Below are 25,396 nucleotides of genomic sequence, written 5' to 3'. Positions count from 1 at the left end.
TTTAGTCATTTTAATGCGCGTACAGGAAGGGATTTATGCAAGCCGAACAAGTTGAAATCGCACAATTTTTAGCACAACATCCTCCTTTTGATGACTTACCTCAAAAAGCGCTTAATGAGTTAGCTCAACAAGTAGAAGTTGCTTATTTTAGAGCAAAAACAGATATATTGAGTTTTGGCCAAGACATAGCTGATTTGTACGTAATTAGAAGTGGCTCTGTAGAAATGTATCGTCGAAATGGCGAGCTTTACAATCGTTTGGCTACAGCGGGTATATTTGGGCAAATGGGTTTGTTGATGAACCGTAAGGTGCGTTTCCCTGCAACTGCTCTTGAAGATACGTTAGTTTACTGCATAAATGTTGAGCTGTTTAATCGCTACTGTGATGAGTTTGATGCGTTTGCTGATTACTTTGAAACTGACGGTAACGTGCGTTTACATCAAGCTATTGTCGAGCAAGCCGATGGCAATGACCTGACAACCGCGAAGGTGAAATCATTAATTCACAGAGATGTAGTCACCGTAGATGCAACTTCAACAGTACAAGACATCGCTAAATTAATGACCGAAGAGGCGGTATCGTCAGTGTTGGTAACCGATGTAAATAAACCAATAAATGATGACCCAGAAGAAGACGATGGACAAGTCGTTGGTATAATTACCGATAGGGATTTACGCTCCAAAGTAGTGGCTAAAGGACTTGCTTTTAACACACAAGCAAAAGAGATTATGTCAACTAACTTAGTGCTTTTAGATGCTAATGACTATATTTTCGAAGCCGTACTGGCCATGTTAAGAGACAACTTACACCATTTACCAGTAGTACAAAAAAGACGCCCAATAGGGGTTATCTCCCTCTCTGATATTTTACGTTACGAATCGCAAAGCAGCTTATTACTTGTACGTGGCATACTTGCTCAACAAACAATCGAAGATTTGGCGCATTATGCACGTCAATTGCCCAATGTATTTGTACGTATGGTTAATGAAGATGCAAATTCACACATGATTGGTACAGCCATGGCTGTAATAGGACGTACATTTAAACAAAGATTACTTGTATTAGCTGAAGAAAAGTTTGGCCCGCCTCCTGTGCCTTATTGTTTTATTGCTCTAGGCTCAATGGCTCGCGACGAGCAACTTATTGTAACTGATCAAGATAACGCGCTTATTTTAGATGACAGTTACGACGATGAAAAACATGACGCGTATTTTCAAAATATTGCCGATTTTGTGTGTGATGGCTTAGCGCAGTGTGGTTACACCTACTGTGATGGAGAAATTATGGCGTCGTTTAAAAAGTGGCGTAAAACTCGCTCACAGTGGTTTGATCAATTTGCAGATTGGATAGCGCAGCCAAAACCACAAGCACTACTAAATAGCTCAATATTTTTTGATTTAGACGGTGTATGGGGCAAAACTAAATGGGCCGACGAGCTTAAAATATTTATAGCAAAACAAAGTAAAGTAAATCGTGTGTTTTTAGCAAATATGGCAGCAAATGCGCGCAACAGAACACCTCCACTTGGCTTTTTTAAAGGCTTTGTTATGGAGCATAATGGCCAACATAAGCGTTCAATGAACTTAAAGCGAAGGGGGACTGCACCACTTTCTGATGTTATACGCGTTCACGCATTAGCTGTTGGATCGCGAAAACAAAACTCGTTTGAGCGATTAGAAGATATTATTGAAGCGAAACTTTTACCGCAAGGTAAAGCGCAAGATTTACGTGATGCACTTGAATATATTGCGATGATGCGAATACGCCATCAAGCATGGCAAATAGAGAAGGATGAAGAGCCAGACAATGACTTAGATCCACATTTACTTTCTCCATTTGAACAGCGAAACCTAAAAGAGGCATTTGCAATTTTAGAAAAAGCACAAAGTTATTTAAAATTTAGCTACACAGCAAACTCTGGTGTGAAGTAGCCTATGAATCCGCGTAATTATAAAGCATTTGATTGGCAAGCTAGATATAACGATCTTGCCAATAGTACCGAAAATAAACTTTTAAAACACTTTTATGCTGGTGCTTATAATCAAGATAAAGCTGCTGTAAAAGATGTACCTTTTGTAGCAATGGACTTTGAAACCACAGGTTTAAATAGCCAAAACGACGATATAGTAAGTGTTGGGCTCGTGCCGTTTAATTTAAAGCGTATCTATTGTAAACATAGCCGGCACTGGGTTGTTCAACCTAGGCGTAACCTGCATGAAGAGTCGATCTTAATCCATGGAATAACGCACTCTGAGGTCGACGACGCCCCTGACTTTAATCGAATTATTGAGCCTTTACTTGAAGCGCTGAGTGGGAAAGTTGTCGTGGTGCATTACGCTGCAATAGAGCGCCACTTTTTAAATAATGCGTTATTGCTCAGACTTAAAGAAGGGATTGAATTTGCACTGGTAGATACAATGGAAATAGAAAAAAGAGCACTAAAAGCAAGGCAAGGGTTATTAGGTCGCTTGTTTAATACCAAGCTAGGCTCGCTCAGATTAACAGATTGTCGTGAGCGTTATTCTCTACCGGCTTATCACAATCATAATGCGCTAACGGATGCACTTGCTACAGCTGAGCTTTTACAAGCGCAACTGAGTCACCATTATCGTGTAGACACGCCCATTTCAGAGTTATGGCTATAATACCAATTTTATTAAAAACATGATCATTCTAGCGTATTAAATAACTCACTAACGACGTTAAAAATTATTTATATAGAACAACTATGTATCATAATTTTAGCCTTGTTATTGATCTATTTTCTTATCGCTATAATAGATCACTAATTTAATGCAATTGGTATAGCCTTAAATAGGTAAACATAAAAACGCCGCAAATTTGCGGCGTTTTCTTATTAATTCAAAGTATTATTTACTAGAAGTATTATTTAATTGGGCGTGGCTCAGTTCGTAAACCTAAAATTAAGCTTACACACATAAACAACAACACAATAGTAAATGGCAAGCCAGTAGAAACAGCACCTGCTTGGAGTGCTTCAATTGCTTGTGTACCACCAATCCACAGTAGTGCAGCTGCAATGGCGCCCTCTACCGTTGCCCAAAATATACGTTGTGGCACCGGTGCATCAATTTTACCGCCAGCTGTAATTGAATCAATGACTAATGAGCCTGAGTCAGATGAGGTAATAAAAAATACTAACACTAATACAATCGCAATAAACGATAAGATATTAGATAGAGGTAATTCATCAAGCATTTGGAACATAGCTAAAGGTACTTCAGTTAAACCATTAGTGCCTAGCGCACCAATACCGTTAACTACTTGGTCAATAGCAATACCACCATAAATAGACATCCATAAAACAGTAACTAGCGTAGGGATAAGTAATACCGCAATTAAGAATTCACGAATTGTTCGACCGCGAGATACACGCGCGATAAACATACCTACAAACGGAGACCAGGAAATCCACCAAGCCCAATAAAACACAGTCCAACCATGCATCCATGTTTCGTCTTCACGGCCATGTGGGTTACTCAATGGAATAATGTTTTCTACATAGCCCATCACGGTAGTCGGTACGTTGCCCATTGCTACAGCAAAGCCAACTAAACAAACAAACAATAATAATGAAAACGCGATGAGCATATTTACATTACTCAGTAGTTTCACACCACCATCAATACCACGCACTACAGAAACGATTGCTAGGAGTGTAACACCGGCAATAACCAAAATTTGAGACCCTACACCACCTTCTGTACCAAATACATGATTAATACCAGCAGAGGCTTGTTGAGCACCTAAACCTAAAGATGTTGCAAGACCAAATAACGTAGCAAGTACAGCTAGGATATCAATGATATGACCAGGCCAACCCCAAGCTCTGTCGCCTAGTATAGGATAAAAAATAGAACGAATAGAAAGCGGTAACCCTTTGTTATAGGTAAAAAAGGCAAGAGATAAACCAACAACAGCGTAAATAGCCCAAGGGTGAAGTCCCCAATGGAACATAGTTGCGCCCATTGCTAATTTTGCAGCCTCAGGTGTATTTGCGGCCACATTAAGTGGTGTTTCGTACCAACCAGTAAAGTAAGCAACGGGTTCAGCAACGCCCCAAAACATAAGGCCAATACCCATACCTGCAGCAAATAACATAGCAAGCCATGAAATTCGAGAGTGAGAAGGTTTAGCATCATCACCACCAAGGCGAATATTTCCGTAAGGAGAAACAATAAGTGCTAAACAAAAGAGCACAAAGAAGTTGGCAGCCCACATAAAAAGGGCATCAAAATTATTAATAATATCGGTCTTGATACTATCAAGCGCTGTTTTTGCAGTTAGTGGGTCGGTAACAAGTATGGCGATTAAAAAGATGACAATCAGGCCCGCACTAGTTCCAAAAACAGGGTTGTGTATATCAAACCCCCACTTTTGTACGTTGTCCTGACCTACGGTGTAGTCCGTATTGTCAATACTATATTTGTCATGATTTTCCTTCATGCAATACCTCTGTAGTTGTCCTAATATACTGGCGTTACCAGCGTCATATCTAATTACATTAGCCTTTAAATACAAAGTAAAACAAATACTGTAATTTATTTGAAGACTAACTAATTTGAAGAGTGATTTTACAATCACTAGTGTATGAGTTAAATATTAAATGTAAATGATTTTGTAGTTAAAACGCTGATATTATGGCTATACGAGCAATTTATTTTAACTTTTGTATTAAAAACCAACATTCAGGTAGCGTTAAAAATTAGTTTGCTATTAAAGTAAAAATTTATACTTAAGGCGTATAAATAATGTCGATCACGTAATGAAAACTGATGTTTATTAAGTTGTAACATAAATATGATTTAACACTACAGTAAGCTATATTTTATAACGAGCATGGGTAAAGGACTAAGTTATTATGAACAAGCCTGAAACAAATCATAAAGGCGGCGATGCACTCGCTGAATGTTATCAATCTGTTCGACGCTACAGCTTAGCTATTACTGCACAATTAAGCGTCGAAGATTGCCAATTACAAGCCATGCCTGATGTAAGTCCATGTAAATGGCATTTAGCGCACACCACTTGGTTTTTTGAAACATTCTTATTAAGCATTCATTGTAAAAATTATCAGGTGTTTGATCCGCAATTTAAAGTGCTATTTAATTCTTATTACAATGGCATCGGTGCGCAATTTAAGCGAAGCAACAGAGGGAGTTTGTCACGACCAAGCCTAAAAGATGTACTTACATACAGAGCGTATGTTGATAAAGCAGTACTGCAATTATTAAGTACTCATAACGACGATGTTATTGAGCAAATAATCACACTAGGACTCAACCATGAGCAACAGCATCAAGAGCTTATGCTTATGGATATTAAATACAACTTTTCGGTTAACCCGATGTTTCCTAAATATAAAGCCATTGATATCCCTATTTCTAACAATAACAATCTGATAAAGCCTGCTAACTTTATTGATTTTGACCAAGCTATAGTCAATATAGGCACTAGCGATCAAACACAGTTTGCTTATGATAACGAACAACCGAAACATCAGGTACTAATACATTCATTTCGTTTTGCTAATCGATTGGTTACTAATGGTGAGTATTTAGCATTTATCAATGCGGGCGGTTATAACAATCCACAATATTGGCTAAGTGATGGTTGGGCGCATAGTAAAAATCAAGGTTTAAGCAAGCCTCTTTATTGGCATTATATTGATGGCAAGTGGTTTGAGTTTACCCATTACGGCTTACAACCACTCAATTTTAATGCCCCCGTTTGTCATGTCAGCTATTTTGAAGCCAGTGCCTATGCTAATTTTGTCGATGCGCGATTACCCACAGAATTTGAGTGGGAATACGTTGCCAAAGCACATAACGTTATTAAGCCCTCCCAAAACCAGCTAATGCCCGGACAGTGCGAAGGCGATGAAAAAATAACTCAGTTAACAGATGCATGCTGGCAATGGACGAACAGCGCATATTTACCGTACCCAGGTTTTAAGCCTATAGAAGGCGTTGCAGGGGAATATAATGGCAAATTTATGAGCAATCAAATGATATTACGTGGCGGGTGTGTGTTTACCCCTAAAAACCATTTGCGCACAACATACCGTAATTTTTATTACCCGCATCAAGCGTGGATGTGCAGCGGGATAAGACTGGCGAGGGATAAAGTATGAATCAAATAACAGCAATAAAGCAAAGTAACATCACCGACACTGAGTTTTTAAACGACGTGATAAACGGGTTAACTCAACAGCAAAAAACGCTTCCGTGTAAATATTTTTACGATGATAAAGGCGCTGCATTATTCGAGCAAATAACAACCTTGCAAGAGTATTACGTAACACGTACCGAGCTGTCTATTTTAGAGCAACACTCGCAAGCAATTGCTGATCTGTTACCTGAAAACCTTTCTATTATCGAGCCAGGCTGCGGCTCGGGTAAAAAGGTTGCCTATTTATTAGCGCATATGGCAAACGTAAAAACCTTTGTACCGTTTGAAATTTCTGAAGAGATGCTCAGTTATTCACTTGCGCATTTATCACCGTTATTTCCAGAGCTAATAATTTCACCTTTGCTAGGAGACTTTACACATAGCCAAATGGTTAAGCAGCTAACCAAAGACACCGCTTTAGATAGTCAAACTAATTTGGTTTATTTTCCGGGCTCTACTCTTGGTAACTTTGCGCCAGTTAAAGCGATAGAAATTATGAATAATTTCCATCGCTTATGCGGTGTAAACGGTTATGTACTAATTGGGGTTGATTTAGTAAAAGAGCGCCAAGTGTTACTGGATGCATATAACGATAAAGTGGGAGTCACCGCCGCATTTAATAAAAATTTACTACAACGTATTAATAACGAGCTAAATGGCACATTTAATTTAGATAACTTTAGCCACGAGTCGCGCTTTAACGAGCAAGATAGCCGTATTGAAATGCACTTAGTAAGTAACTGTAATCAAAGCGTGATTATAAATGATCAGCAAATAGACTTTATAGAAGATGAAAGTATTCATACAGAAAACTCTCACAAGTACACGCTTGAATCGTTTAAGCAGCTTGCAGCGCAAGCTAATTTAACGTTAGAGCAAACATGGCAAGACGATAGTAACTATTTTGCCTTGTGCTTATTAAGACCGCTTTAAAGGTTACTTAAGTTTAGGGCGTGTTGATCTTTGATAGTTGAATTTGCAGCAATATGTTTGGTTTTTAGGCAAGGCAGAGCCTATGAAGTGTGGTTATTCCACATAAATAGGCGATAACGCAGCATAAATGCCAAACATGTGCTGCCCTTTGGGTTCTGCCTAGGGGCGATAAACTCTTTGTTGCTCGATTTTTACTTAGCCCACTAGGTTACAAACCTCGCGCCGCGATTTAATCGCCCCTAGATTGAACAAATTTCAATTCGCAAAGATCAACACGCCCTAGTAAATGACAACTTGGGCATTGTTAAACTCATAGTTTAGCAATGCGCCATTATTTGATTGCTGTATAAGCTTAGCTTTATTTAAACCATGTAGTCTAAATAGCAGGGGGGCAATAACAGATACCGCAGAGCCTGTAGCACAGTCTTCATTTACACCAAACTGAGGTGCAAAGTATCTAAAATGTGCTATGGCATTTTTCTTGTCTTTATTTTTTATACTAAGGGCAATTACTGCATTTTTGTGGAGTTTACTCAAAGCTTTAAAATCAACGTGTAAGCTTTTTAAATCGTCTTTTTCAAATTCTTTATTAAATTCTTCATTAAATTCTTCATTAAATAGCACGACGGTATAACCGTTTTTATCATCGGTACTGTAGGCTACTTTTATTGCTGATGAAAACACACTTTTTAACTCACTTTCAGCAAATTCGCTTTTTTTAGGCTCTATGCTTTTTAGTAACAGCTGAGCGCGTTGTTTTTTTACTCTTATAGTAAAACGCTCATGACTCATTGAAGTAAATACGTCAGGGCAATAACCAAAATGATCTATCAAAAAATTAGCGGCTGCTAAAGTACCATGTCCGCAGCGTTTAATTTCATTTGTTTGGTTAAACCAGCGAATTTTACAATGCAGTTTAGTTATCTCATTGTGATTTAAAAATACGGTAGCAGGGTGAATTGATTGTGATGCAATATATTGCATTGTTTTTGACGTTAACCCGTTTTTATAAATAACAATTAAAGCGCTTGAGCCTTTTAAGTTATTTGCAGAGCTATAAAAAATAGATTCGGTGGAAGTGAACTCTATAAAGCGAAGCGTAAGCCATTTAGGCTTTCGCTTCGCTAAGCAAAGAGTATTAACCTTTGCTTGCATATGCGTCGTTATGAACACCCGCAGCACGACCTGATGGATCGGCATTGTTTTGAAACGATGCGTCCCATGCCAGTGCTTCAGGAGTCGAACACGCTACCGACTTACCATGCGGTACACATTTAGCGGATGCATCACCTGGGAAATGCGATTCAAAAATAGTACGGTAATAGTACGCTTCTTTTGAATCTGGCGTATTAATAGGGTATTTAAATTTTGCATTTGCAAGCTCTTGATCGCTCACTTGCTCATTTACAAACTCTTTTAACGTATCAATCCAGCTGTAGCCAACACCGTCTGAAAACTGCTCTTTTTGACGCCATAGCACTTCATCGGGTAAGTAGCCTTCAAAGCCTTCACGTAAAATGTGTTTTTCAATTTTGCCATCTTTACACATTTTAGCTTCAGGGTTGATACGCATAGCAACATCAACAAATTCTTTATCAAGAAACGGTACACGTGCTTCTACGCCCCATGCCGCCATTGATTTATTAGCACGTAAGCAGTCAAACATATGCAGTTTTGATACTTTACGGTTTAGCTCTTCATGAAACTCTTGTGCGTTAGGGGCTTTATGGAAGTATAAGTAGCCACCAAATAGCTCATCAGCACCTTCGCCCGACAACACCATTTTAATGCCCATCGCTTTAATTTGGCGAGCCATTAAATACATAGGTGTAGAGGCACGAATCGTTGTTACATCGTACGTTTCAATGTGGTAAATCACTTCACGCAGTGCATCAATACCTTCTTGAATAGTAAAAATGATAGGGTGGTGAATAGTCCCAATCATGTCAGCTACTTTTTGTGCAGCGGCTAAATCAGGTGAGCCTTTAAGGCCCACTGAAAAAGAATGAAGTTTAGGCCACCATGCATCGCTTTCATCATTATCTTCAATACGTTTGGCAGCAAAGCGCTGAGTAATAGCAGAGATAACTGATGAGTCTAAACCACCAGAAAGTAATACACCGTAAGGCACGTCACACATTAGCTGGCGTTTAACGGCCGCTTCTAATGCATCTTTAACGTCTTGGGCTTGTGCGCTGTTATCTTTAACTGCATCAAACGTTTCCCAATCACGCTTGTAATAAGGCGTCACTTTACCATCTTTGCTGTACAGGTAATGCCCTGGTGGAAATTCTTCAATATGCTTACAAATTGGAGAAAGTGCTTTTAGCTCAGAAGCAACGTAAAAGTTACCGTGCTCGTCGTGACCGGTGTAAAGCGGGATAATACCAATATGATCACGGCCAATTAAGTAAGCGTCATTTTCTTCGTCGTATAAACAAAATGCAAAAATGCCATTTAGGTCATCTAAAAAGTCAGGCCCTTTTTGTTTGTACAGCGCTAAAATAACTTCACAGTCTGATTGAGTTTGAAAAGTAAAATCAACATCTAGCTCTGCTGCAAGTTCTTTATGATTATAAATCTCGCCATTAACGGCTAAAATATGTGTTTTTTCTGGATTGTATAAAGGCTGTGCACCGCTTGATACTCCAACAATAGCTAAACGCTCATGCACTAAAATAGCTTTTTCAGATGCATATACACCAGACCAATCTGGGCCTCGGTGTCTAAGCAGTTTTGACATTTCAATTGCTTGAGTACGCAACTGAGTGGGATCAGATTTAATATCTAATACCCCAAAAATTGAACACATAGTAACTCCTCATTCCTATTATGTGTGTAGTACAGCCAATTTGCTGCACTGCGAACCTTTGTTTTATCAGAAATATTTACTCAAGTCACATAGCTTTTACAATTAATTAAGAATAATTTATGCACCAAGTTAGAATTAGCTGCACCATAATGACTAGTGGGTGGTGCCAGCGGCTACTTTAATATCACTTTCATTGTTCAAAGCTTGAGCTACTATGACTTTCAGCGCATCTATAACGGTTTCTTCATTCATACTGGGCGCACCACTGTGGTGCACTGCTTGGCTGGGTAAATAAGGAATATGCACAAAGCCGCCTTTCATTACAGCGCAGTGATCATTTATGTAATGCATAAGACCATACATAACGTGATTACACACATACGTGCCTGCCGTATTCGAAATGGCAGCTGGTATATTGCTGTTGTGCAATGCGTGTAACATGCGCTTTATTGGTAGGTTTGTAAAATAGGCATCAGGGCCATTTTTTTCTATTGGTGTATCGACAGGTTGATTACCTGCATTGTCTTTAATGCGTGCATCGTCAACGTTTATTGCTATTCGCTCAAGAGATATTTCGCTGCGCCCACCAGCTTGACCTATGCACAAAACAATCGCCGGATTGTGCGATTCAATGGCGTTTATAAGCTGGCTGATAGATGTATTAAATTCACAGGCAAGTTCTAGCGTGCATATTTTGTGTTTCATGATGATAGTTTCATCAAGTTTTTGTACTGCTTGCCAAGAAGGGTTTATAGCTTCACCACCAAAAGGGGCAAAGCCGGTTATTAATACACACGCCATTGAAGAAGTTGATTTAGTCATTAAACACCAAGCTATACATTAAAATAATATTAACGGCGAGTAAGGTAACTGCCGTCGGAATTTGCACCTTTATTACATGGTACTTATCTTTTAAATCTAAAAGAGCGGCAGGAATAATATTAAAATTGGCTGCCATAGGCGTCATTAACGTACCGCAATAGCCGCTATACATACCTAACGCAACTAAAGGTGCAGGGTTTGCGCCATGACCTTCAATTAAAAATGGCATCGCAATACCTGCAGTCATCACCGGAAATGCAGCAAACGCGTTACCCATAATCATGGTAAAAAATGCCATACCGACACAATACAAAACAACCAGCATAAAACGGTTGTCAGGAGCTATAAATAAAGTAACTAGTTCTTTAATAGAGTCGCCTGTTTGCGCCACAATGAATACCCCACCAAGCATGGCTAGCATTTGCGGTAAAATGGCTGCCCACCCAATAGAATCAACCAAACGACGTGATTCGCTTACGGCTTGAACAGGACTACCACCGGTTATTTTCCAGCCAACAAGCAATGCAAAAAGACAAGCAATGGTTAAAGATGCAAGTGTTAAGTGGCGTTGATCAAGTAAGTAAACATTATTTATAGCCACATTATCAAATAGTACAGTAAAGACTACGGTAACAATTGGGATCATTAAAGCGGGAATAAATAACTTATTGCCTAGATTTTTAGCGCTTTGGTTTTGTTCCTGCTCACTGGGAATAGAGTAGTTCCCCATGGAAACTAAATTTAAACCGGCTAATAAAGCGATGAGTAATACGCTAATACCTACCATTAGGTACGTTGTTTGTGCACCAAGAGTGGCAATAGCAAAATCACCAAATAAAAAACTACTGCCAAACAAAAACCAAAATAGGGCAGTTGTCAGTCTTTTTGGGTGGTTTTTGTCTTGCAGGGTACGTACTACTAAAAACATCACCATGATGCCAATAAGCAGGTATATGTTTTCAATGGTCACAAGTGCTGTGCTTGAGTGCGATACATCGGCATCAATTACTTTACTCATAGTATGGGCTCCGGTGCATTGTACTTTTGAACCGCTTTTGCAATTTTACTTTCGAGTCGAGCTAGTCTAAATAAGTGAATAACTAAGGCGCACAGCGCAGTAGGGATTGCCCACAAACCAATATGTAGCGGCTCAATACCCGTTATGCCGTTTTCTTTTAAAAATGCATCCATAAGTAAAACAGCACCAAAGGCTATAAATATGTCTTCACCAAAAAATACCGCAATGTTATCAACCGCCGCCGCATGGGCGCTGATCATATCTTTTACGGGTTTAGGCAATTCGCCATATTTATTTGTAGCCGCCCCTAATGCCATAGGTGCAAGTAAAGGGCGAACTGTTTGTGCTTGCCCGCCGAGTGAGAGCAAACCAAGTGCAGCCGAGCATTCTCTAACAATAAAATAAAGAGCAAGTATACGTGCGCTGGTGGCTGTTTTAATTTGTGAAATCCAGTCGCGCGCACGTTGTTGTAATCCATAACGTTCAAGTAGTGCAATAATAGGTAAAATTAAAATGAAGCTCGCTAATTGGCGCGAGTTCATAAATTTTTCGCCAAAGGTTTGCAGCAAACTTATAAAATCAAGATTGACTGCCCAGCCGGTCGCAAGTCCTGCAAAGGTAACCACTAGTAACGGATTAAAGCGCAGTGCAAAACCGATTACTACAACAGGAATACCAATAAGCGGCCAATAATTTAAATCGAACATAGTTTTCCTATTTATTTTTAGAATATTTTTATAGGTTACTTTTAAGTGCAAGGCTCAATTGATGTAGATGCCCGTCAAGTTTCTGTTTTGCCTTTGCAGCTTCTTCAAACGTTACATATTTAAACTCAACCGTGTCTAAAGGTCTAAATTGTGCAAATTGATGTAAGTCGGCTTCAATAACAGTCCCTAAAAGAGGATAGCCCCCAGTGGTTTGGCCATCGTTAAGTAGCACAATAGGCTCACCATTTGGTGGTAGTTGAATGCTCCCAGGGCTTACCCCGAGTGATGGCAAAGAGTGCGAATGCCCCAAACTACTTTTATGCTCAAGCCTTACGCCCATTCGGTTACTGTTACTACTGACTTTAAATGCGATAGATACAAAGTTGCTAAGTAAAGGCTCACCTAATAAATTAGCATGAGGACTTGGGTGCAGTCGTATAAGCTTGCGCTGGGCGGGAGCCATTGCGCCTACCTTTATAAACTCTCCATAATAAGGAGTAATAGGTATTTCATCACCAGTGGTGAGAGCTCTACCTTCAATACCACCAAAACACGCGTTTAAATCTGTGGATTTAGAGCCCATAACCTCAGTATTTTGTATACCGCCTTTCACTGCTAAATAAGCTCTTAAGCCGGCTCTACCAGTAGCAAAGCTCAGTACTTGTTTGTTTTTTACTGCGAATGTCCAACCAGGGTAAATTGCTTGTCCGTCAAGGGTTGCTTGCAAATCGGAACCATGAAGCGCAATTACTGTGTCGCAGCTAAATTCAAGCTCGCACAAACCAACGGTTATTTCTAAAACGGCATCATTGTCGTTATTGTTAAGTAACCTATTAGCAATGATTTGTGCAAAGGGGTCTAAGCTGCCCGCTTTACTTACCCCTAAATGGCGGTAGCCTTCACGGCCAAAATCTTGAATTGTAAGTAATACACCACTTTTGAGTACTTTAATCATGAGTTGCTCCTTTATTAACGAGCGGAACAAATTCAAGCGTATCGCCTGGTTGAATTAAACAAGGTTGCTCAGAGGTCGAATCAAACAAGGCTGTATCTGTATGGCCTATTATGTGCCAACCACCTGGGGTATCTGCGGGGTAAATTCCGGTTTGTGCAGCCCCTATTGCAACAGCTCCTTTAGGAACCCTAGTACGTGGCTCATCACGCCTTGGTGTATGTAATTGCTCTTCTAAACCATGTAGGTAAGCAAAACCGGGCTGAAAGCCTAAAAATAAAACGTAGTACTTGGTGTTACTATGAATATTAATAACCTCATCAGCGCTTAAATTATGGTAACGAGCCATGTAATCAATATCCTCACCCTTGTAGGTCGTTTCGATTAAGTGATGCTGCCCCTTAAAAGTACTCGTTTTAATATCATTCCACAGCGAAGGTAGCACTTGTAACCACTTGTTTACGTGTTTATCTGATTTTAAATAGAGAGTAAGCGAGTTCATGGCTGGCACCAAATCGCTAAATTCATCAGTGCTTTTACAGTGGCTGGCTAAAGCCCAAATTTTCCTTTGAATAGAGAGTCTATCTGTAGCGTCTAAATGCGATGCATCAAACAGTAAACTACTGTTTGTTAATGCATAAATATGAGGAGTTGGCTTCATTAAATAAACCTATTTGTACAACATAATTTAAACGTAACACAGTTTTATTAATTTATTTGCACCATTGCGACTAAGTGGTTATGTTTATTACCCAACTTACTTTAAGAGTCGTTTTATATTCAATTAATCGAATTTAACTTATTGAGGACCAAAATTTAATACGCTTCGTACTAAATAAGTAATCAGGATGAAATGAAAATTAAGATAAGGAGGTCTTAATGAGTACGCACATGTACAGAGGTAACTTATGAAACACCAGCATTTATTATATTTATCAGGCGCAGCTATTATATTTAGCGCAGGCAGCTTTGCTTTATCAATGGAAAAAGTAAAACACAGCGATGTAGAAGCCACTATGCATGTAGAAACCATTGTGCTTGGAGCGGGTTGCTTTTGGGGGGCAGAAAAACGCTACGAAGCGCTAAATGGTGTTATTGATGCTGAATCGGGTTATGCAGACGGTAATGGTTTTAAAGCAACATACAGAAATATTACTGATCAGTCTCGTCGCTTTGACGAAAATAATTACGCTGAAGTTGTGCAAGTTATGTATAACAGCAATATAATTTCGGCAGAAGATTTATTAAAAAACTATTTTGAAAGCCACGATCCAACACAAAAGAATCGTCAAGGTAACGACATTGGTACGCAATATCGTTCAATCGTATTAACGACTACCGATGCGCAAGCTAAAGTGGCGGAGCAAGTTAAATCGCAATATCAGCAGCTTTTAACTGATGCGAGCTACGGCAACGTTGAAACGGTTATTAAGCCGCTCCAAAGTTTTGAATCGGCAGAAGAATACCATCAAAATTATTTAGAAAAAAATCCAAACGGCTATTGCCCGGATCATTCTACGGGTGTTGTTTTTAATAAAACACCCGTAGAAAAAGTAGATAACACTGCTTTATTAGCAGGAAAGCAAATCGTAGTCTTAGATTCACGTGAATACTGCCCATACTGTGAAAAATTCAAAAAAGCAGTCGCAAATGATTATAAAGGGTCTATCCCAATGACATTCCGCCATGCTGATCAACTTGACAATTTAACTATTAAGTCAGCCACGTGGGCAACACCGACTATTTTGTTTTTAGAAAATGGCGTTGAAGTATATGGTCGTCAAGGTTATGCAACACCTGAAGAGTTTTATAAAGCACTGGGGGCGTTCAAATTAGGTAACAGTGATGCTTACAAGGTCGCGTTTGATGCGCGAACAGACAGAGCATATTGTAAAGAGTACAAAGAGTTTAAAAATACACCTGATGGTATTTTTGTAGACAAATTAAGTGGTGAGCCACTTTTTGATACGAGAGATAGGTTTAATTCAGGCACTGGTTGGTTGTCGTTTACTCACCCTGTAAAAAGCAATGTTACCCAACATGACGACAGCAGTTGGGGGATGACACGGATTGAGCTTCGTTCAAAAAGCACTGGTATACACTTAGGCCACTTATTCCCAGGTGAAGGACCAAGAGGACGCGATCGCTATTGTATTAATGCAACGGTGCTTGACTTTGTACCGCGAGATAAAGACTAAGCAGTTAATTAAGCCTGATTTTAAATCAGGCTTTTTATATAATTTATTTTTTAAGGTGTTTATAGCAATAATACTTAATGAGTTGAGGGATTAAACCTGACGCTCACGGCATTAAAAATTCTGATATAAAAGAACTCAATTTCTGTCTTGTTATCAGCAAGATTTTACTCTCTCAAAATCATTCTTGTACTTTTCTAAAGGTATTCACAACCCACTTTGCAAATAAATCGAGAGGGTGGTTTGGCATATTCGATTCATGCTGTACTAAATAATACTTATCTTTTGTTGTTAATGGCTGTTCAAATAATTTATACAGCCATTGCTCATCTAACCAGCTTTGACTAATTGGCAGTGGAATAAGCGCAATCCCCATACCTTGTTGCGCCGCACGCGCTACACCAAACATACTGTCTATTTGAATAATTTGCGTAGGTGAAAAGTCATCAATCCCCGCTTTTTCAGCCCATTGATGCCATGCCCAAGGACGCGCTTTGTGTAAAATTAACGGTACTTGGTTAAGCGCTTGACGATGATCATTTTTCCATTGATCGAGCAGTTTCTTATTGCATGCAGGAATGTATTCTAGATTAAACAGCTCAGTTGCTAACCCTTCGGTGGGTTTACTAGAGGACAAAACAATGGATAAATCACTATGGCGTGTTAGCTCTTTGCGTGTTTTAAGCGTATCCATTTGTAAATTAATATTAGGATGCTCTGATGTCCACTCACTTAATTTAGGCATGAGTAGCTCGCTTGCAAAAAATTCTGGCAGAGTAATTGTTAAATTTGTATTTTGTTGCATCTGGCTAAATTCATTAATGGTGCTCTCTAACATAGTAATAATAGGAGACACTGCATCAAAAAAGTTTTTACCAGCCGTGGTTAAGCTAATTGAACGCGTTTTACGCACAAAAAGCTCAATACCAAGCTGCTCTTCAAGCTGTTTGATTTGATGGCTTACCGCAGACGGCGTTAAATACAGCTCATTGGCTGCGTGCTTGAAGCTTAAACTTTTTGCCGCAAAGCAAAAAGAGCGAAGGCCTCGAATAGGAGTTTGCATGTTTTCCAGTATTTAATTATTGGTGTAGCCTAATGCAGGCAAAAATCGAACCAGTTAGTAATTGCAATAATATCAATGAATTATGATTTTAAATTAAGGTTCCTCACAATTTTGGTGCATCATAGCAATAAATTAGTGCAAATGCTCTAACTAGTTGATTACCTATTTATGCAACTATTATAGATAAAAATTTACTACAGTAGGATGAATTAGCCTAAATAACCTGAACTCTGGATAATAAACCTATCTCGAGCGGCTATTTTCAGCGCTAACTGCGTTGAATTTACTTGCAATAGGCCCGCTATTGACGCGTAAATTCGCCTTGTTTTCACTGAAAATCTCTGGCTAGAGAAAATAAATTTAAATATCACCATGATTCAATACGTTAGTAATCTCTTAACCAGAGTTCAGGTTAAATATACTAGGAAAGGGTAAAAAAAATCCCTCTTGCGAGGGATTTTGGGTAACTCAGCGCCATTGGCACTGGGAATGAGGTCGGTACAGGGTAAAGCGTTATTTAAGTTAACTTATTAAAAGTTACTAAAAAACCATTTCTGGTACTTCACCATCAACAAGTAATTTACCTGCTGTTTTACTAATGATTTCATCAACCGATACGCCCGGAGCACGTTCGAGTAAATGAAATGCGCCGTCTTTAACTTCAAGTACGGCTAAATCTGTTACTATTTTTTTAACGCAATTTACGCCAGTCAGCGGTAAAGAGCAGGCCTCTAATAGTTTCGAGTCACCATGCTTACTTGCATGGGTCATAGTAACAATAATGTTTTTCGCGCCAGCGACTAAATCCATCGCGCCACCCATGCCTTTAATCAGCTTTTTAGGGATCATCCACGATGCGATGTTGCCGTTCTGGTCAACTTCAAATGCACCCAGAACCGTTAAGTCTACATGACCACCCCGTATCATGGCAAAACTATCTGCACTATTAAATATGGCTGCACCTTTGGCTGCTGTCACGGTTTCTTTACCCGCGTTTATCATATCGGCGTCTAGCTCTGCTTTAGTCGGGTACGGACCCATGCCTAAAAGGCCATTTTCGGACTGTAACATAACTTCAATATCATCTGGTACATAGTTTGCGACGAGTGTCGGAATTCCTATGCCCAAATTTACGTAGTAACCATCTTGTAGTTCTTGTGCAACGCGCATTGCAACTTGTTCACGTGATAATGCCATAATTATGCTCCCGCTTAATCTCGTGTAGTTACACGTTCAATGCGTTTTTCAAAGTTGCCTTTAATAACGCGATTTACAAAAATACCAGGGGTATGAATTTGGCTTGGCTCAAGCTCACCCGGCTCTACTATTTCTTCTACTTCGGCAACAGTAATTTTACCCGCCGTTGCAGCCATTGGGTTAAAGTTCATGGCGGTGTGTCTAAACACTAAATTGCCATAACGATCGGCTTTCCACGCTTTAACAATGGCAAATTCACCCGTTATCGATTCTTCTAAAATATACGGGCGACCATTAAACTCTTTTACATCTTTACCCTCAGCTACTGGAGTGCCGTAACCGGTTGCAGTGTAAAACGCGGGTATACCCGCGCCACCAGCGCGCATTTTTTCAGCAAGTGTGCCTTGAGGCGTAAGCTCAACGTCAATTTCGCCACTTAATAACTGCTGCTCGAATAGGGCGTTTTCGCCAACGTATGAGGCAACTACTTTTTTAATTTGCTTGTCCTGTAATAAAATACCTAAACCAAAGTCATCAACACCACAGTTATTAGATACTACGGTTAAGTCTTTTGTTTGCATCTGCTTAATTTGTTTAATTAAGCCCTCAGGAATACCACATAAACCAAAACCACCGGCAATAATGGTATCGCCGTCTTTTAATCCTTCCATTGCAGCTTCGTAACTAGAAACTACCTTATCAAAACCGGCCATGAGTCTCTCCTCATTGTGTGCTATTTGTTGTTAACTATCTTGAATCATCATTTTATGAGATAGCTATTTAACCTGAACTCTGGTTAATAGATTTACTAACATATGAATCAGGGTGATATTTAAATTTATTTTCTCTAGCCAGAGATTTTCAGTGAAAACAAGGCGAATTTACGCGTCAATAGCTGGCCTATTGCAAGTAAATTCAACGCAGTTAGTGCTGAAAATAGCTGCTCGAGATAGATTTATTATCCAGAGCTTAGGTTATTTAGTGTGTAGTGCCACAGATACTTTGCTCACAGGTTGCTTACCAAGTACTTTGGTTATTTCCCAGCCAGCGTCACTTAACCTTTGTAAATCAATTCCATGCTCAATGCCAAGCCCTTGCAGTAAGTAAACCACATCTTCGGTGGCAACATTTCCTGACGCCCCCTTAGCATAAGGACAGCCACCAAGGCCTGCAACTGCCGCGTCAACCGTTGCTATACCTAGACTTAAAGCTGCGTAAATATTTGTGAGCGCTTGGCCGTATGTATCATGAAAATGCACAGCCAACTTAGTTTTATCAATGTGCGTTAAAAGTAACTCGATTAATTGCGTTACTTTTTTAGCTGTGCCAACACCTATGGTATCGCCAAGGCTTACTTCGTAACAGCCTAAATCTAATAGCTTTTGCGATACACTTAATACTGCTTGCGGGTCGTTCTCACCCTCATAGGGGCAACCTAGCACACAGCTTACATAACCACGTACACGAATATTATTAGCTTTAGCAAACGCCATTACTTCACTAAAGCGTTCAATACTTTCATCAATTGAGCAGTTTATATTTTTTTGACAAAACGACTCACTCGCAGCGGTAAATATAGCAAACTCTTTAATGCCGACAGCATGCGCTGCATGTGCGCCTTTTAAGTTAGGGGTAAGGGCGCTTAAATTTACATCGGGTAAATCTAGCGCTGATATTACATCCGCTGAGTCTGCCATTTGTGGCACCCACTTAGGGGAGACAAACGCGCCAGCTTCAATATCTTTCAAACCTGCAGCACTTAGGGCGTTAATAAGCGCTACTTTATCGGCTGTGCTTACTGTTTTTTCGTTTTGTAGACCGTCTCGCGCACCAACTTCAACAATACGAACTTTATTTGCAAAGGCACTCATTATGCACCTTCCTCAGTCGTATCTTCTACGATAGCAAGTAAGGCTCCATGCGTTACCAGTTCGCCTTCACCAAAACAGTAGCTTTTTAAAATGCCGTCATGTGGTGCGTTAAGCGTGTATTCCATTTTCATGGCTTCAATAATAACAACCGCATCACCTTTGGTAATTGTGCTACCAATGTCGATTAAGTGCTTAACTACCGTGCCATTGAGTGGGGCGGCAAGCGGTAGAGCTTCACTTTCGTGCGAACTAATACAATGTTTATCAACTAGTTCAAGCTTAGTTTGCAGTGCTTTATTCATCACCGTTACACTATTACCTACCGTATTATTACCTACCGTAGTTACGTGTGCGCTGTGTTTTTCGCCATTAATAAATACACTACACAGACCATTATTTAATGTGCCTTGTAGGTTAAATACGTGCTCGTTATGCGTAATACTATAGCCCGCTGCCGTTTTTATAGCACTTAGCTGTAAATCGGCAAAAGGGACTTTAATTGCTTGCGGTGCATTGAGTGTAAAACCGCTTAGTTGTTGCCACGGGCTTGCACTGTTTTGCGCATTTTTGGTGTTAGATAATGATTCTAAATACGCAAAAGCACCAATAAGCTGACTTGCTTGTAATAACGATTTATCAACCGCAATTAACGAGTCGCCTTGCTCTGCAATAAAGTGTGTACTTGGCGCACCTTGTTTAAACGTAGGGTGGCTTGCTAAATTATGTAAAAAGCCAATGTTAGTGCTAAAACCCGCTAAATGAAATTGCTCAAGGGCGTGTTGTAAGCGCCTCAAAGCTTGTTCGCGATTGTCGTCGTGCACAATAAGCTTTGCAATCATTGGATCGTAAAACGGGCTGATTTCGTCGCCTTGTGCAATGCCTGTATCAATACGTACAAATTCACTGTTAAGTGGTGTATGTAGCGCTTTTATAGTGCCCGAGCAAGGGATAAAGTCGTTGGCTGGATCTTCTGCGTATATACGCGCTTCAAAGCTATGACCTTGCAATTGAATATCACTTTGAGTCAGTGGCAGTGTTTGCCCACCCGCAATATTAATTTGCCAATTGACTAAATCTACACCGGTTACCATTTCGGTTACAGGGTGTTCTACTTGAAGGCGTGTATTCATTTCCATAAAGAAAAATTCATCGCCACACAGTAAAAACTCAACCGTACCTGCGCCTCTATAATTTATAGCCAGCGCACAACGTACAGCCGCTTCGCCCATTTCTTTGCGTAGCTCGTCAGATAAACCCGGAGCAGGGGCTTCTTCAATTACTTTTTGATGACGACGTTGCAGGGAGCAATCACGGTCGCCTAAATAAACACAGTTACCGTGGTTATCTGCAAATACTTGTACTTCAACATGGCGAGGTTGGTTTACGTAGCGCTCTAATAACACTAAGTCGTTACCAAAACCGGCAATCGCTTCTCGTTGTGCGCCCTCAAGTGCGCTCATAAATTGCTTGGCGCTTTGTACTACGCGCATGCCTTTACCACCGCCACCAAAGGCCGCTTTAATTAGTACAGGGTAGCCAATTTTTTCAGCTTCACTTTGTAAAAAAGCGGGCTCTTGTTTATCGCCATAATAACCAGGTACTAACGGCACGTTAGCAGCAGCCATTATTTCTTTAGCGCGGGTTTTAGACCCCATTGCTTCAATGCTGCTTGCTGGTGGTCCTACAAAAGCAATATTGTTCGCTTCGCAGGCTTTAGCAAATTCGCTGTTCTCAGATAAAAAACCATATCCTGGGTGAATGCAATCAGCGCCGCAATCTTTGGCAACGTGTAAAATTTTGTCTGCCACTAAATACGAATCTTTACTTGGTGCAGCACCAATATGGTAAGCCTCGTCAGCCATTTTTACGTGCTGGGCATGTTTGTCTGCATCAGAATAAACGGCGACCGTAATTAAGCCCATTTGTTTTGCACTGCGCATTACTCGGCACGCAATTTCTCCACGATTGGCAATCAGTATTTTTTGTAATCGTTGTGTGTTCATAATTAATCCTACAGTTGCCAAGCGGGTGGGCGTTTATCAAAAAAAGCAGTTAGCCCTTCTTGACCTTCTTCAGATACGCGAATTTTTGCAATACGCTCTGCGGTAAGCTCAATGAGTTCATCGGTAATTGGCTTATTTGCTACATCGTTAATTAATGCTTTTGCCGCCTTTACTGCAATAGGTCCGTTATCAATCAGTGTTTGCAGCATGTTATCGAGCGCGCACTCTAAATTACCGGTTACTTGATGAATTAAACCCAATTGTTTAGCAGTATGGGCATCAAACACCTCAGCCGTTAAAAAGTATCTGCGAGCAGCGCGCTCACCAATGGCTTTAATTACGTATGGACTAATAACAGCCGGAATAAGACCCAACTTTACTTCGCTTAAGCAAAATTGTGCATCGTCTTTACTAAGGGCTATGTCGCAACAAGCAATTAAGCCCAGAGCACCACCAAAAGCAGCGCCTTGTACAGCGCAAATTGTAGGGTGTGGCGAGCTTGCCAATACCTGCATTAATTTAGCTAATTGCATTGAATCAGCTAGGTTATCGGCGTAGTTGTTATCTGCCATTGATTTCATCCAAGCTAAATCGGCACCGGCTGAAAAATGCTTACCTTCGGTTTTTAAAACCAAAGCACGAATATCAAGCGTATTTGCATGTTCAATGCATTGAATAAGCTCGTGTATTACTTCGCTATTAAATGCGTTTCTTTTTTCTGGGCGGCTTAACACAAGTACAGCCACATTAGATTTTGTTATTTGTAGTGTTACTGACATTTTGCGCTCCGATTACATTCTAAATACGCCAAATTTTGAATCACGTTGTGGTGCGTTATTCGCAGCCGTCAACGCAAGCCCTAATACATTACGCGTGTCGGCAGGGTCTATAATGCCGTCATCCCACAAGCGTGCACTTGCGTAATACGGATGACCTTGCTCTTCGTACTGATCAATTATTGGCTTTTTAAAGTCAGTGATTTCTTGCTCGCTCATGCTTTGACCTTTGCGTGCTAAACCATCTTGTTTGACTTGTGCCATTACACCCGCAGCTTGTTCGCCGCCCATTACCGAAATACGGGCATTTGGCCACATCCACATCATGGTTGGTTCAAATGCACGACCACACATACCGTAATTACCTGCGCCGTAAGAGCCGCCAATAAGTACTGTAAATTTAGGCACATCAGCACACGAAACCGCCATCACCATTTTAGCGCCGTGCTTAGCAATACCTTCGGCTTCGTATTTTTTACCTACCATAAAGCCGGTAATATTTTGTAAAAACACTAAAGGAATATTGCGCTGAGCACACAGCTGAATAAAGTGCGCCCCTTTTTGCGCCGACTCACTAAATAAAATACCGTTATTAGCCACTATGCCAACCGGGTTGCCATAAATACTGGCAAAACCGGTGACGAGCGTTTCACCAAAGTAGCGTTTAAATTCATCAAATGATGAGTCGTCTACTGTGCGCGCTATGACTTCGCGTACATCAAACGGCTTTTTAAGGTCGGTGCCCACAATGCCGTAAAGCTCGTTAATATCGTAACGTGGTGGTTTTACATCATCTAACTCTTGTTTAAGTAACGGCGCGGTCGGACGTGTGTAATTAATACGCTCAATACATTGGCGCGCAATAGAAAGCGCATGGGTGTCATTTTCAGCGTAGTGATCGGCAACACCCGACACTTTACAGTGCACATCGGCGCCGCCAAGTTCTTCGGCAGTTACTTCTTCGCCAGTTGCTGCTTTTACAAGCGGCGGGCCTGCTAAAAATATAGTGCCTTGATCTTTTACAATAATGCTTTCATCGGCCATTGCAGGTACGTACGCACCACCTGCGGTACATAATCCCATTACCACGGCAATTTGTGGGATACTTTTACCTGACATGCGGGCTTGATTGTAAAAAATACGACCAAAATGCAGCTTATCTGGAAATACATCGTCTTGCTCTGGCAGATTTGCACCGCCCGAATCTACAAGATAAATACACGGTAAGTGGCAGCGCTCTGCGATGTCTTGTGCACGTAAATGCTTTTTAACGGTCAGCGGAAAGTACGTACCGCCTTTAACCGTGGCATCGTTTGCAATAATCATGCATTCAATGCCTTTAACACGGCCAATACCAGCTACAACACCGGCGCACGGTATTGCTTGCTCGTATACACCAAAGGCAGCAAATTGTGAAATTTCTAAAAATGGTGAGCCTTCGTCAATTAACGTACTTATACGATCGCGTACAAATAATTTACCACGGCCTTCGTGGCGCTCCTTTAATGCAGCGCCTCCGCCTTGGCTAATTGTGGCTACTTTATCGCATAAATCATCCACCAGCGCTGACATGTTTTTATGGTTTTGTACAAACGTTGGATCGTGAGGATTAACGCTCGATTTTAAAATCGTCATGGCTTAATCCTTAACGGCTTTCAGTGAAAAGTTCGCGGCCAATAAGCATGCGGCGTATTTCTGATGTACCTGCACCTATTTCGTATAGTTTTGCATCACGCAGTAGGCGGCCTGTGGCGTATTCGTTGATGTAGCCATTGCCACCTAAAATTTGAATTGCATCTAGCGCCATTTTAGTTGCAAGCTCTGCGGCGTATAAAATGGCACCAGCGGCATCTTTACGGGTGGTTTCACCACGGTCACACGCTTTAGCTACCGTGTATACATATGAGCGCGCAGCATTCATTTGTGTATACATGTCGGCTACTTTACCCTGAATTAACTGAAATTGACCAATAGGGGTATCAAACTGTTTACGCTCATGAATATACGGCACAACTATATCCATACACGCTTGCATTATGCCAAGTGGGCCTGCTGCAAGTACTACGCGCTCGTAATCAAGGCCACTCATAAGTACCTTAACGCCTTCGTTTAAGTTACCTAAAATATTCTCCTGGGGCACTTCGCAGTTTTCAAATACCAGCTCACAGGTGTTTGAACCGCGCATGCCCAGTTTATCGAGCTTTTGCGCCGTTGAAAAACCGGGGAAGTCACTCTCAACAATAAACGCGGTAATGCCTTTAGCGCCGGCGTTTAAATCTGTTTTAGCGTAAATTACTAACGTGTGTGCGTCAGGACCATTGGTGATCCACATTTTATTACCGTTTAAAATGTACTTATCGCCTTTTTTCTCGGCTTTGAGTTTCATCGATACCACGTCAGAGCCCGCATTAGGTTCGCTCATTGCAAGAGCACCAATGTGCTCACCACTAATAAGCTTAGGTAAGTATTTTTCTTTTTGAGCTTGTGTGCCGTTACGGTTAATTTGATTAACACACAGGTTTGAATGCGCGCCATAGCTTAAACCTATAGAGGCACTGGCACGGCTAATTTCTTCCATAGCAATAACATGTTCTAAGTAACCTAACCCTGCGCCGCCAAGTTCTTCAGATACGGTCATACCCAGTACGCCCATTTCGCCCATTTGTGTCCAAAGTTGATTTGGAAAAGCGTTATCTAAATCCGTTTTTTCAGCAAGCGGGGCAATCTCCTGACTTGCAAAACTATTTACGTGGTCGCGGATCATATCGGCAGTTTCGCCAAGGCCAAAGTTCATTTCTTTATATAGTGAAATAGTGCTCATGATTCATTCCTGTGTGTCGTCAGTGTGTTGTTAT

At 40.5% G+C, this 25,396-nt stretch carries 21 protein-coding genes; 5 read left to right on the top strand and 16 right to left on the bottom strand.

Annotation, left to right across the window (positions count from 1 at the left end; all coding sequences use genetic code 11):
- The first annotated feature begins 35 nt into the window (after positions 1-35).
- The gene (locus ACJJVZ_RS12055) at positions 36-1,931 is read left to right on the top strand and encodes a DUF294 nucleotidyltransferase-like domain-containing protein (protein WP_273047502.1); all 1,896 of its coding nucleotides are present in this window, start codon (positions 36-38) and stop codon (positions 1,929-1,931) included.
- A gap of 3 nt (positions 1,932-1,934) precedes the next feature.
- Complete coding sequence (locus tag ACJJVZ_RS12050; protein ID WP_405600739.1) at positions 1,935-2,645, top strand: 3'-5' exonuclease; 711 nt, start codon at positions 1,935-1,937, stop codon at positions 2,643-2,645.
- Between the two features lie 241 nt (positions 2,646-2,886).
- On the opposite strand, the gene ACJJVZ_RS12045 is transcribed toward ACJJVZ_RS12050, so the two are convergent.
- Positions 2,887-4,467 carry a BCCT family transporter gene (locus ACJJVZ_RS12045; RefSeq protein ID WP_405600736.1) on the bottom strand — a complete coding sequence of 527 codons (1,581 nt, stop codon included), beginning with the start codon at positions 4,465-4,467 and terminating at the stop codon, positions 2,887-2,889.
- Between the two features lie 415 nt (positions 4,468-4,882).
- Between ACJJVZ_RS12045 and egtB the strand changes: the two genes are divergently transcribed.
- Together egtB and egtD are read left to right on the top strand one after the other, a co-directional pair.
- On the top strand, positions 4,883-6,154 hold the full coding sequence (gene egtB / locus ACJJVZ_RS12040; protein WP_405600734.1) for an ergothioneine biosynthesis protein EgtB: 1,272 nt from the start codon (positions 4,883-4,885) through the stop codon (positions 6,152-6,154).
- Positions 6,151-7,125, top strand: a complete 975-nt coding sequence (gene egtD / locus ACJJVZ_RS12035; protein ID WP_405600731.1) for an L-histidine N(alpha)-methyltransferase — start codon at positions 6,151-6,153, stop codon at positions 7,123-7,125. The genes egtB and egtD overlap by 4 nt, the downstream gene beginning before the upstream one ends.
- Positions 7,126-7,404: 279 nt before the next feature.
- Here the strand turns inward: egtD and ACJJVZ_RS12030 are convergent, their stop codons facing one another.
- The 7 genes from ACJJVZ_RS12030 to pxpB form a co-directional block, all read right to left on the bottom strand.
- A complete protein-coding gene (locus tag ACJJVZ_RS12030) occupies positions 7,405-8,280 on the bottom strand; it encodes a PhzF family phenazine biosynthesis protein (protein WP_405600729.1) in 876 nt (291 codons plus the stop codon).
- Positions 8,264-9,937 (bottom strand): asparagine synthase B, encoded by a 1,674-nt coding sequence (gene asnB, locus ACJJVZ_RS12025; RefSeq protein ID WP_405600726.1) that lies wholly within the window; start codon positions 9,935-9,937, stop codon positions 8,264-8,266. Before asnB ends, ACJJVZ_RS12030 begins: the two co-directional genes overlap by 17 nt.
- Positions 9,938-10,090: 153 nt before the next feature.
- Positions 10,091-10,759: a pyroglutamyl-peptidase I gene (pcp, locus tag ACJJVZ_RS12020; RefSeq protein ID WP_405600724.1), complete on the bottom strand. Its 669-nt coding sequence runs from the start codon at positions 10,757-10,759 to the stop codon at positions 10,091-10,093.
- On the bottom strand, positions 10,752-11,777 hold the full coding sequence (locus ACJJVZ_RS12015) for a DUF979 domain-containing protein (RefSeq protein ID WP_405600722.1): 1,026 nt from the start codon (positions 11,775-11,777) through the stop codon (positions 10,752-10,754). Before ACJJVZ_RS12015 ends, pcp begins: the two co-directional genes overlap by 8 nt.
- A complete protein-coding gene (locus tag ACJJVZ_RS12010) occupies positions 11,774-12,484 on the bottom strand; it encodes a DUF969 domain-containing protein (RefSeq protein WP_138584182.1) in 711 nt (236 codons plus the stop codon). Before ACJJVZ_RS12010 ends, ACJJVZ_RS12015 begins: the two co-directional genes overlap by 4 nt.
- A 28-nt stretch (positions 12,485-12,512) precedes the next feature.
- Positions 12,513-13,439: a biotin-dependent carboxyltransferase family protein gene (locus tag ACJJVZ_RS12005; protein ID WP_405600719.1), complete on the bottom strand. Its 927-nt coding sequence runs from the start codon at positions 13,437-13,439 to the stop codon at positions 12,513-12,515.
- Positions 13,432-14,097 (bottom strand): 5-oxoprolinase subunit PxpB, encoded by a 666-nt coding sequence (gene pxpB / locus ACJJVZ_RS12000; RefSeq protein ID WP_405600717.1) that lies wholly within the window; start codon positions 14,095-14,097, stop codon positions 13,432-13,434. Before pxpB ends, ACJJVZ_RS12005 begins: the two co-directional genes overlap by 8 nt.
- A gap of 247 nt (positions 14,098-14,344) precedes the next feature.
- On the opposite strand from pxpB, the gene msrA reads away from it, so the two are divergent.
- Positions 14,345-15,634 carry a peptide-methionine (S)-S-oxide reductase MsrA gene (gene msrA / locus ACJJVZ_RS11995; protein ID WP_405600713.1) on the top strand — a complete coding sequence of 430 codons (1,290 nt, stop codon included), beginning with the start codon at positions 14,345-14,347 and terminating at the stop codon, positions 15,632-15,634.
- Positions 15,635-15,812: 178 nt separating this feature from the next.
- Here the strand turns inward: msrA and ACJJVZ_RS11990 are convergent, their stop codons facing one another.
- The 8 genes from ACJJVZ_RS11990 to ACJJVZ_RS11955 all read right to left on the bottom strand — a co-directional run bounded on the left by ACJJVZ_RS11990 (position 15,813) and on the right by ACJJVZ_RS11955 (position 25,362).
- The gene (locus ACJJVZ_RS11990) at positions 15,813-16,694 is read right to left on the bottom strand and encodes a LysR family transcriptional regulator (RefSeq protein WP_138584178.1); all 882 of its coding nucleotides are present in this window, start codon (positions 16,692-16,694) and stop codon (positions 15,813-15,815) included.
- A gap of 540 nt (positions 16,695-17,234) precedes the next feature.
- Entirely contained in the window at positions 17,235-17,891 is a 657-nt protein-coding gene (locus ACJJVZ_RS11985; RefSeq protein ID WP_007376577.1) for a CoA transferase subunit B, read from the bottom strand.
- 14 nt (positions 17,892-17,905) lie between these two features.
- Positions 17,906-18,604 (bottom strand): CoA transferase subunit A, encoded by a 699-nt coding sequence (locus ACJJVZ_RS11980; RefSeq protein ID WP_138585137.1) that lies wholly within the window; start codon positions 18,602-18,604, stop codon positions 17,906-17,908.
- A gap of 261 nt (positions 18,605-18,865) precedes the next feature.
- Positions 18,866-19,762, bottom strand: coding sequence for a hydroxymethylglutaryl-CoA lyase (locus ACJJVZ_RS11975; RefSeq protein ID WP_405600710.1), 897 nt, complete (start codon positions 19,760-19,762; stop codon positions 18,866-18,868).
- Positions 19,762-21,765 (bottom strand): acetyl/propionyl/methylcrotonyl-CoA carboxylase subunit alpha, encoded by a 2,004-nt coding sequence (locus ACJJVZ_RS11970; protein ID WP_405600708.1) that lies wholly within the window; start codon positions 21,763-21,765, stop codon positions 19,762-19,764. The genes ACJJVZ_RS11975 and ACJJVZ_RS11970 overlap by 1 nt, the downstream gene beginning before the upstream one ends.
- Positions 21,766-21,773: 8 nt before the next feature.
- Positions 21,774-22,544 (bottom strand): enoyl-CoA hydratase/isomerase family protein, encoded by a 771-nt coding sequence (locus ACJJVZ_RS11965; protein ID WP_193155399.1) that lies wholly within the window; start codon positions 22,542-22,544, stop codon positions 21,774-21,776.
- A 12-nt stretch (positions 22,545-22,556) separates the two neighbouring features.
- Positions 22,557-24,176: a carboxyl transferase domain-containing protein gene (locus ACJJVZ_RS11960; RefSeq protein WP_405600706.1), complete on the bottom strand. Its 1,620-nt coding sequence runs from the start codon at positions 24,174-24,176 to the stop codon at positions 22,557-22,559.
- A 10-nt stretch (positions 24,177-24,186) separates the two neighbouring features.
- Positions 24,187-25,362, bottom strand: coding sequence for an isovaleryl-CoA dehydrogenase (locus tag ACJJVZ_RS11955; RefSeq protein WP_077537936.1), 1,176 nt, complete (start codon positions 25,360-25,362; stop codon positions 24,187-24,189).
- Between the last annotated feature and the right edge of the window lie 34 nt (positions 25,363-25,396).

This window comes from Pseudoalteromonas sp. Ld19, from assembly GCF_045064135.1.
Lineage (GTDB): Bacteria > Pseudomonadota > Gammaproteobacteria > Enterobacterales > Alteromonadaceae > Pseudoalteromonas > Pseudoalteromonas aliena.
The sequence above is the reverse complement of the archived record's forward strand: the minus strand, read 5'-3'. Positions and strand labels throughout refer to the sequence as shown.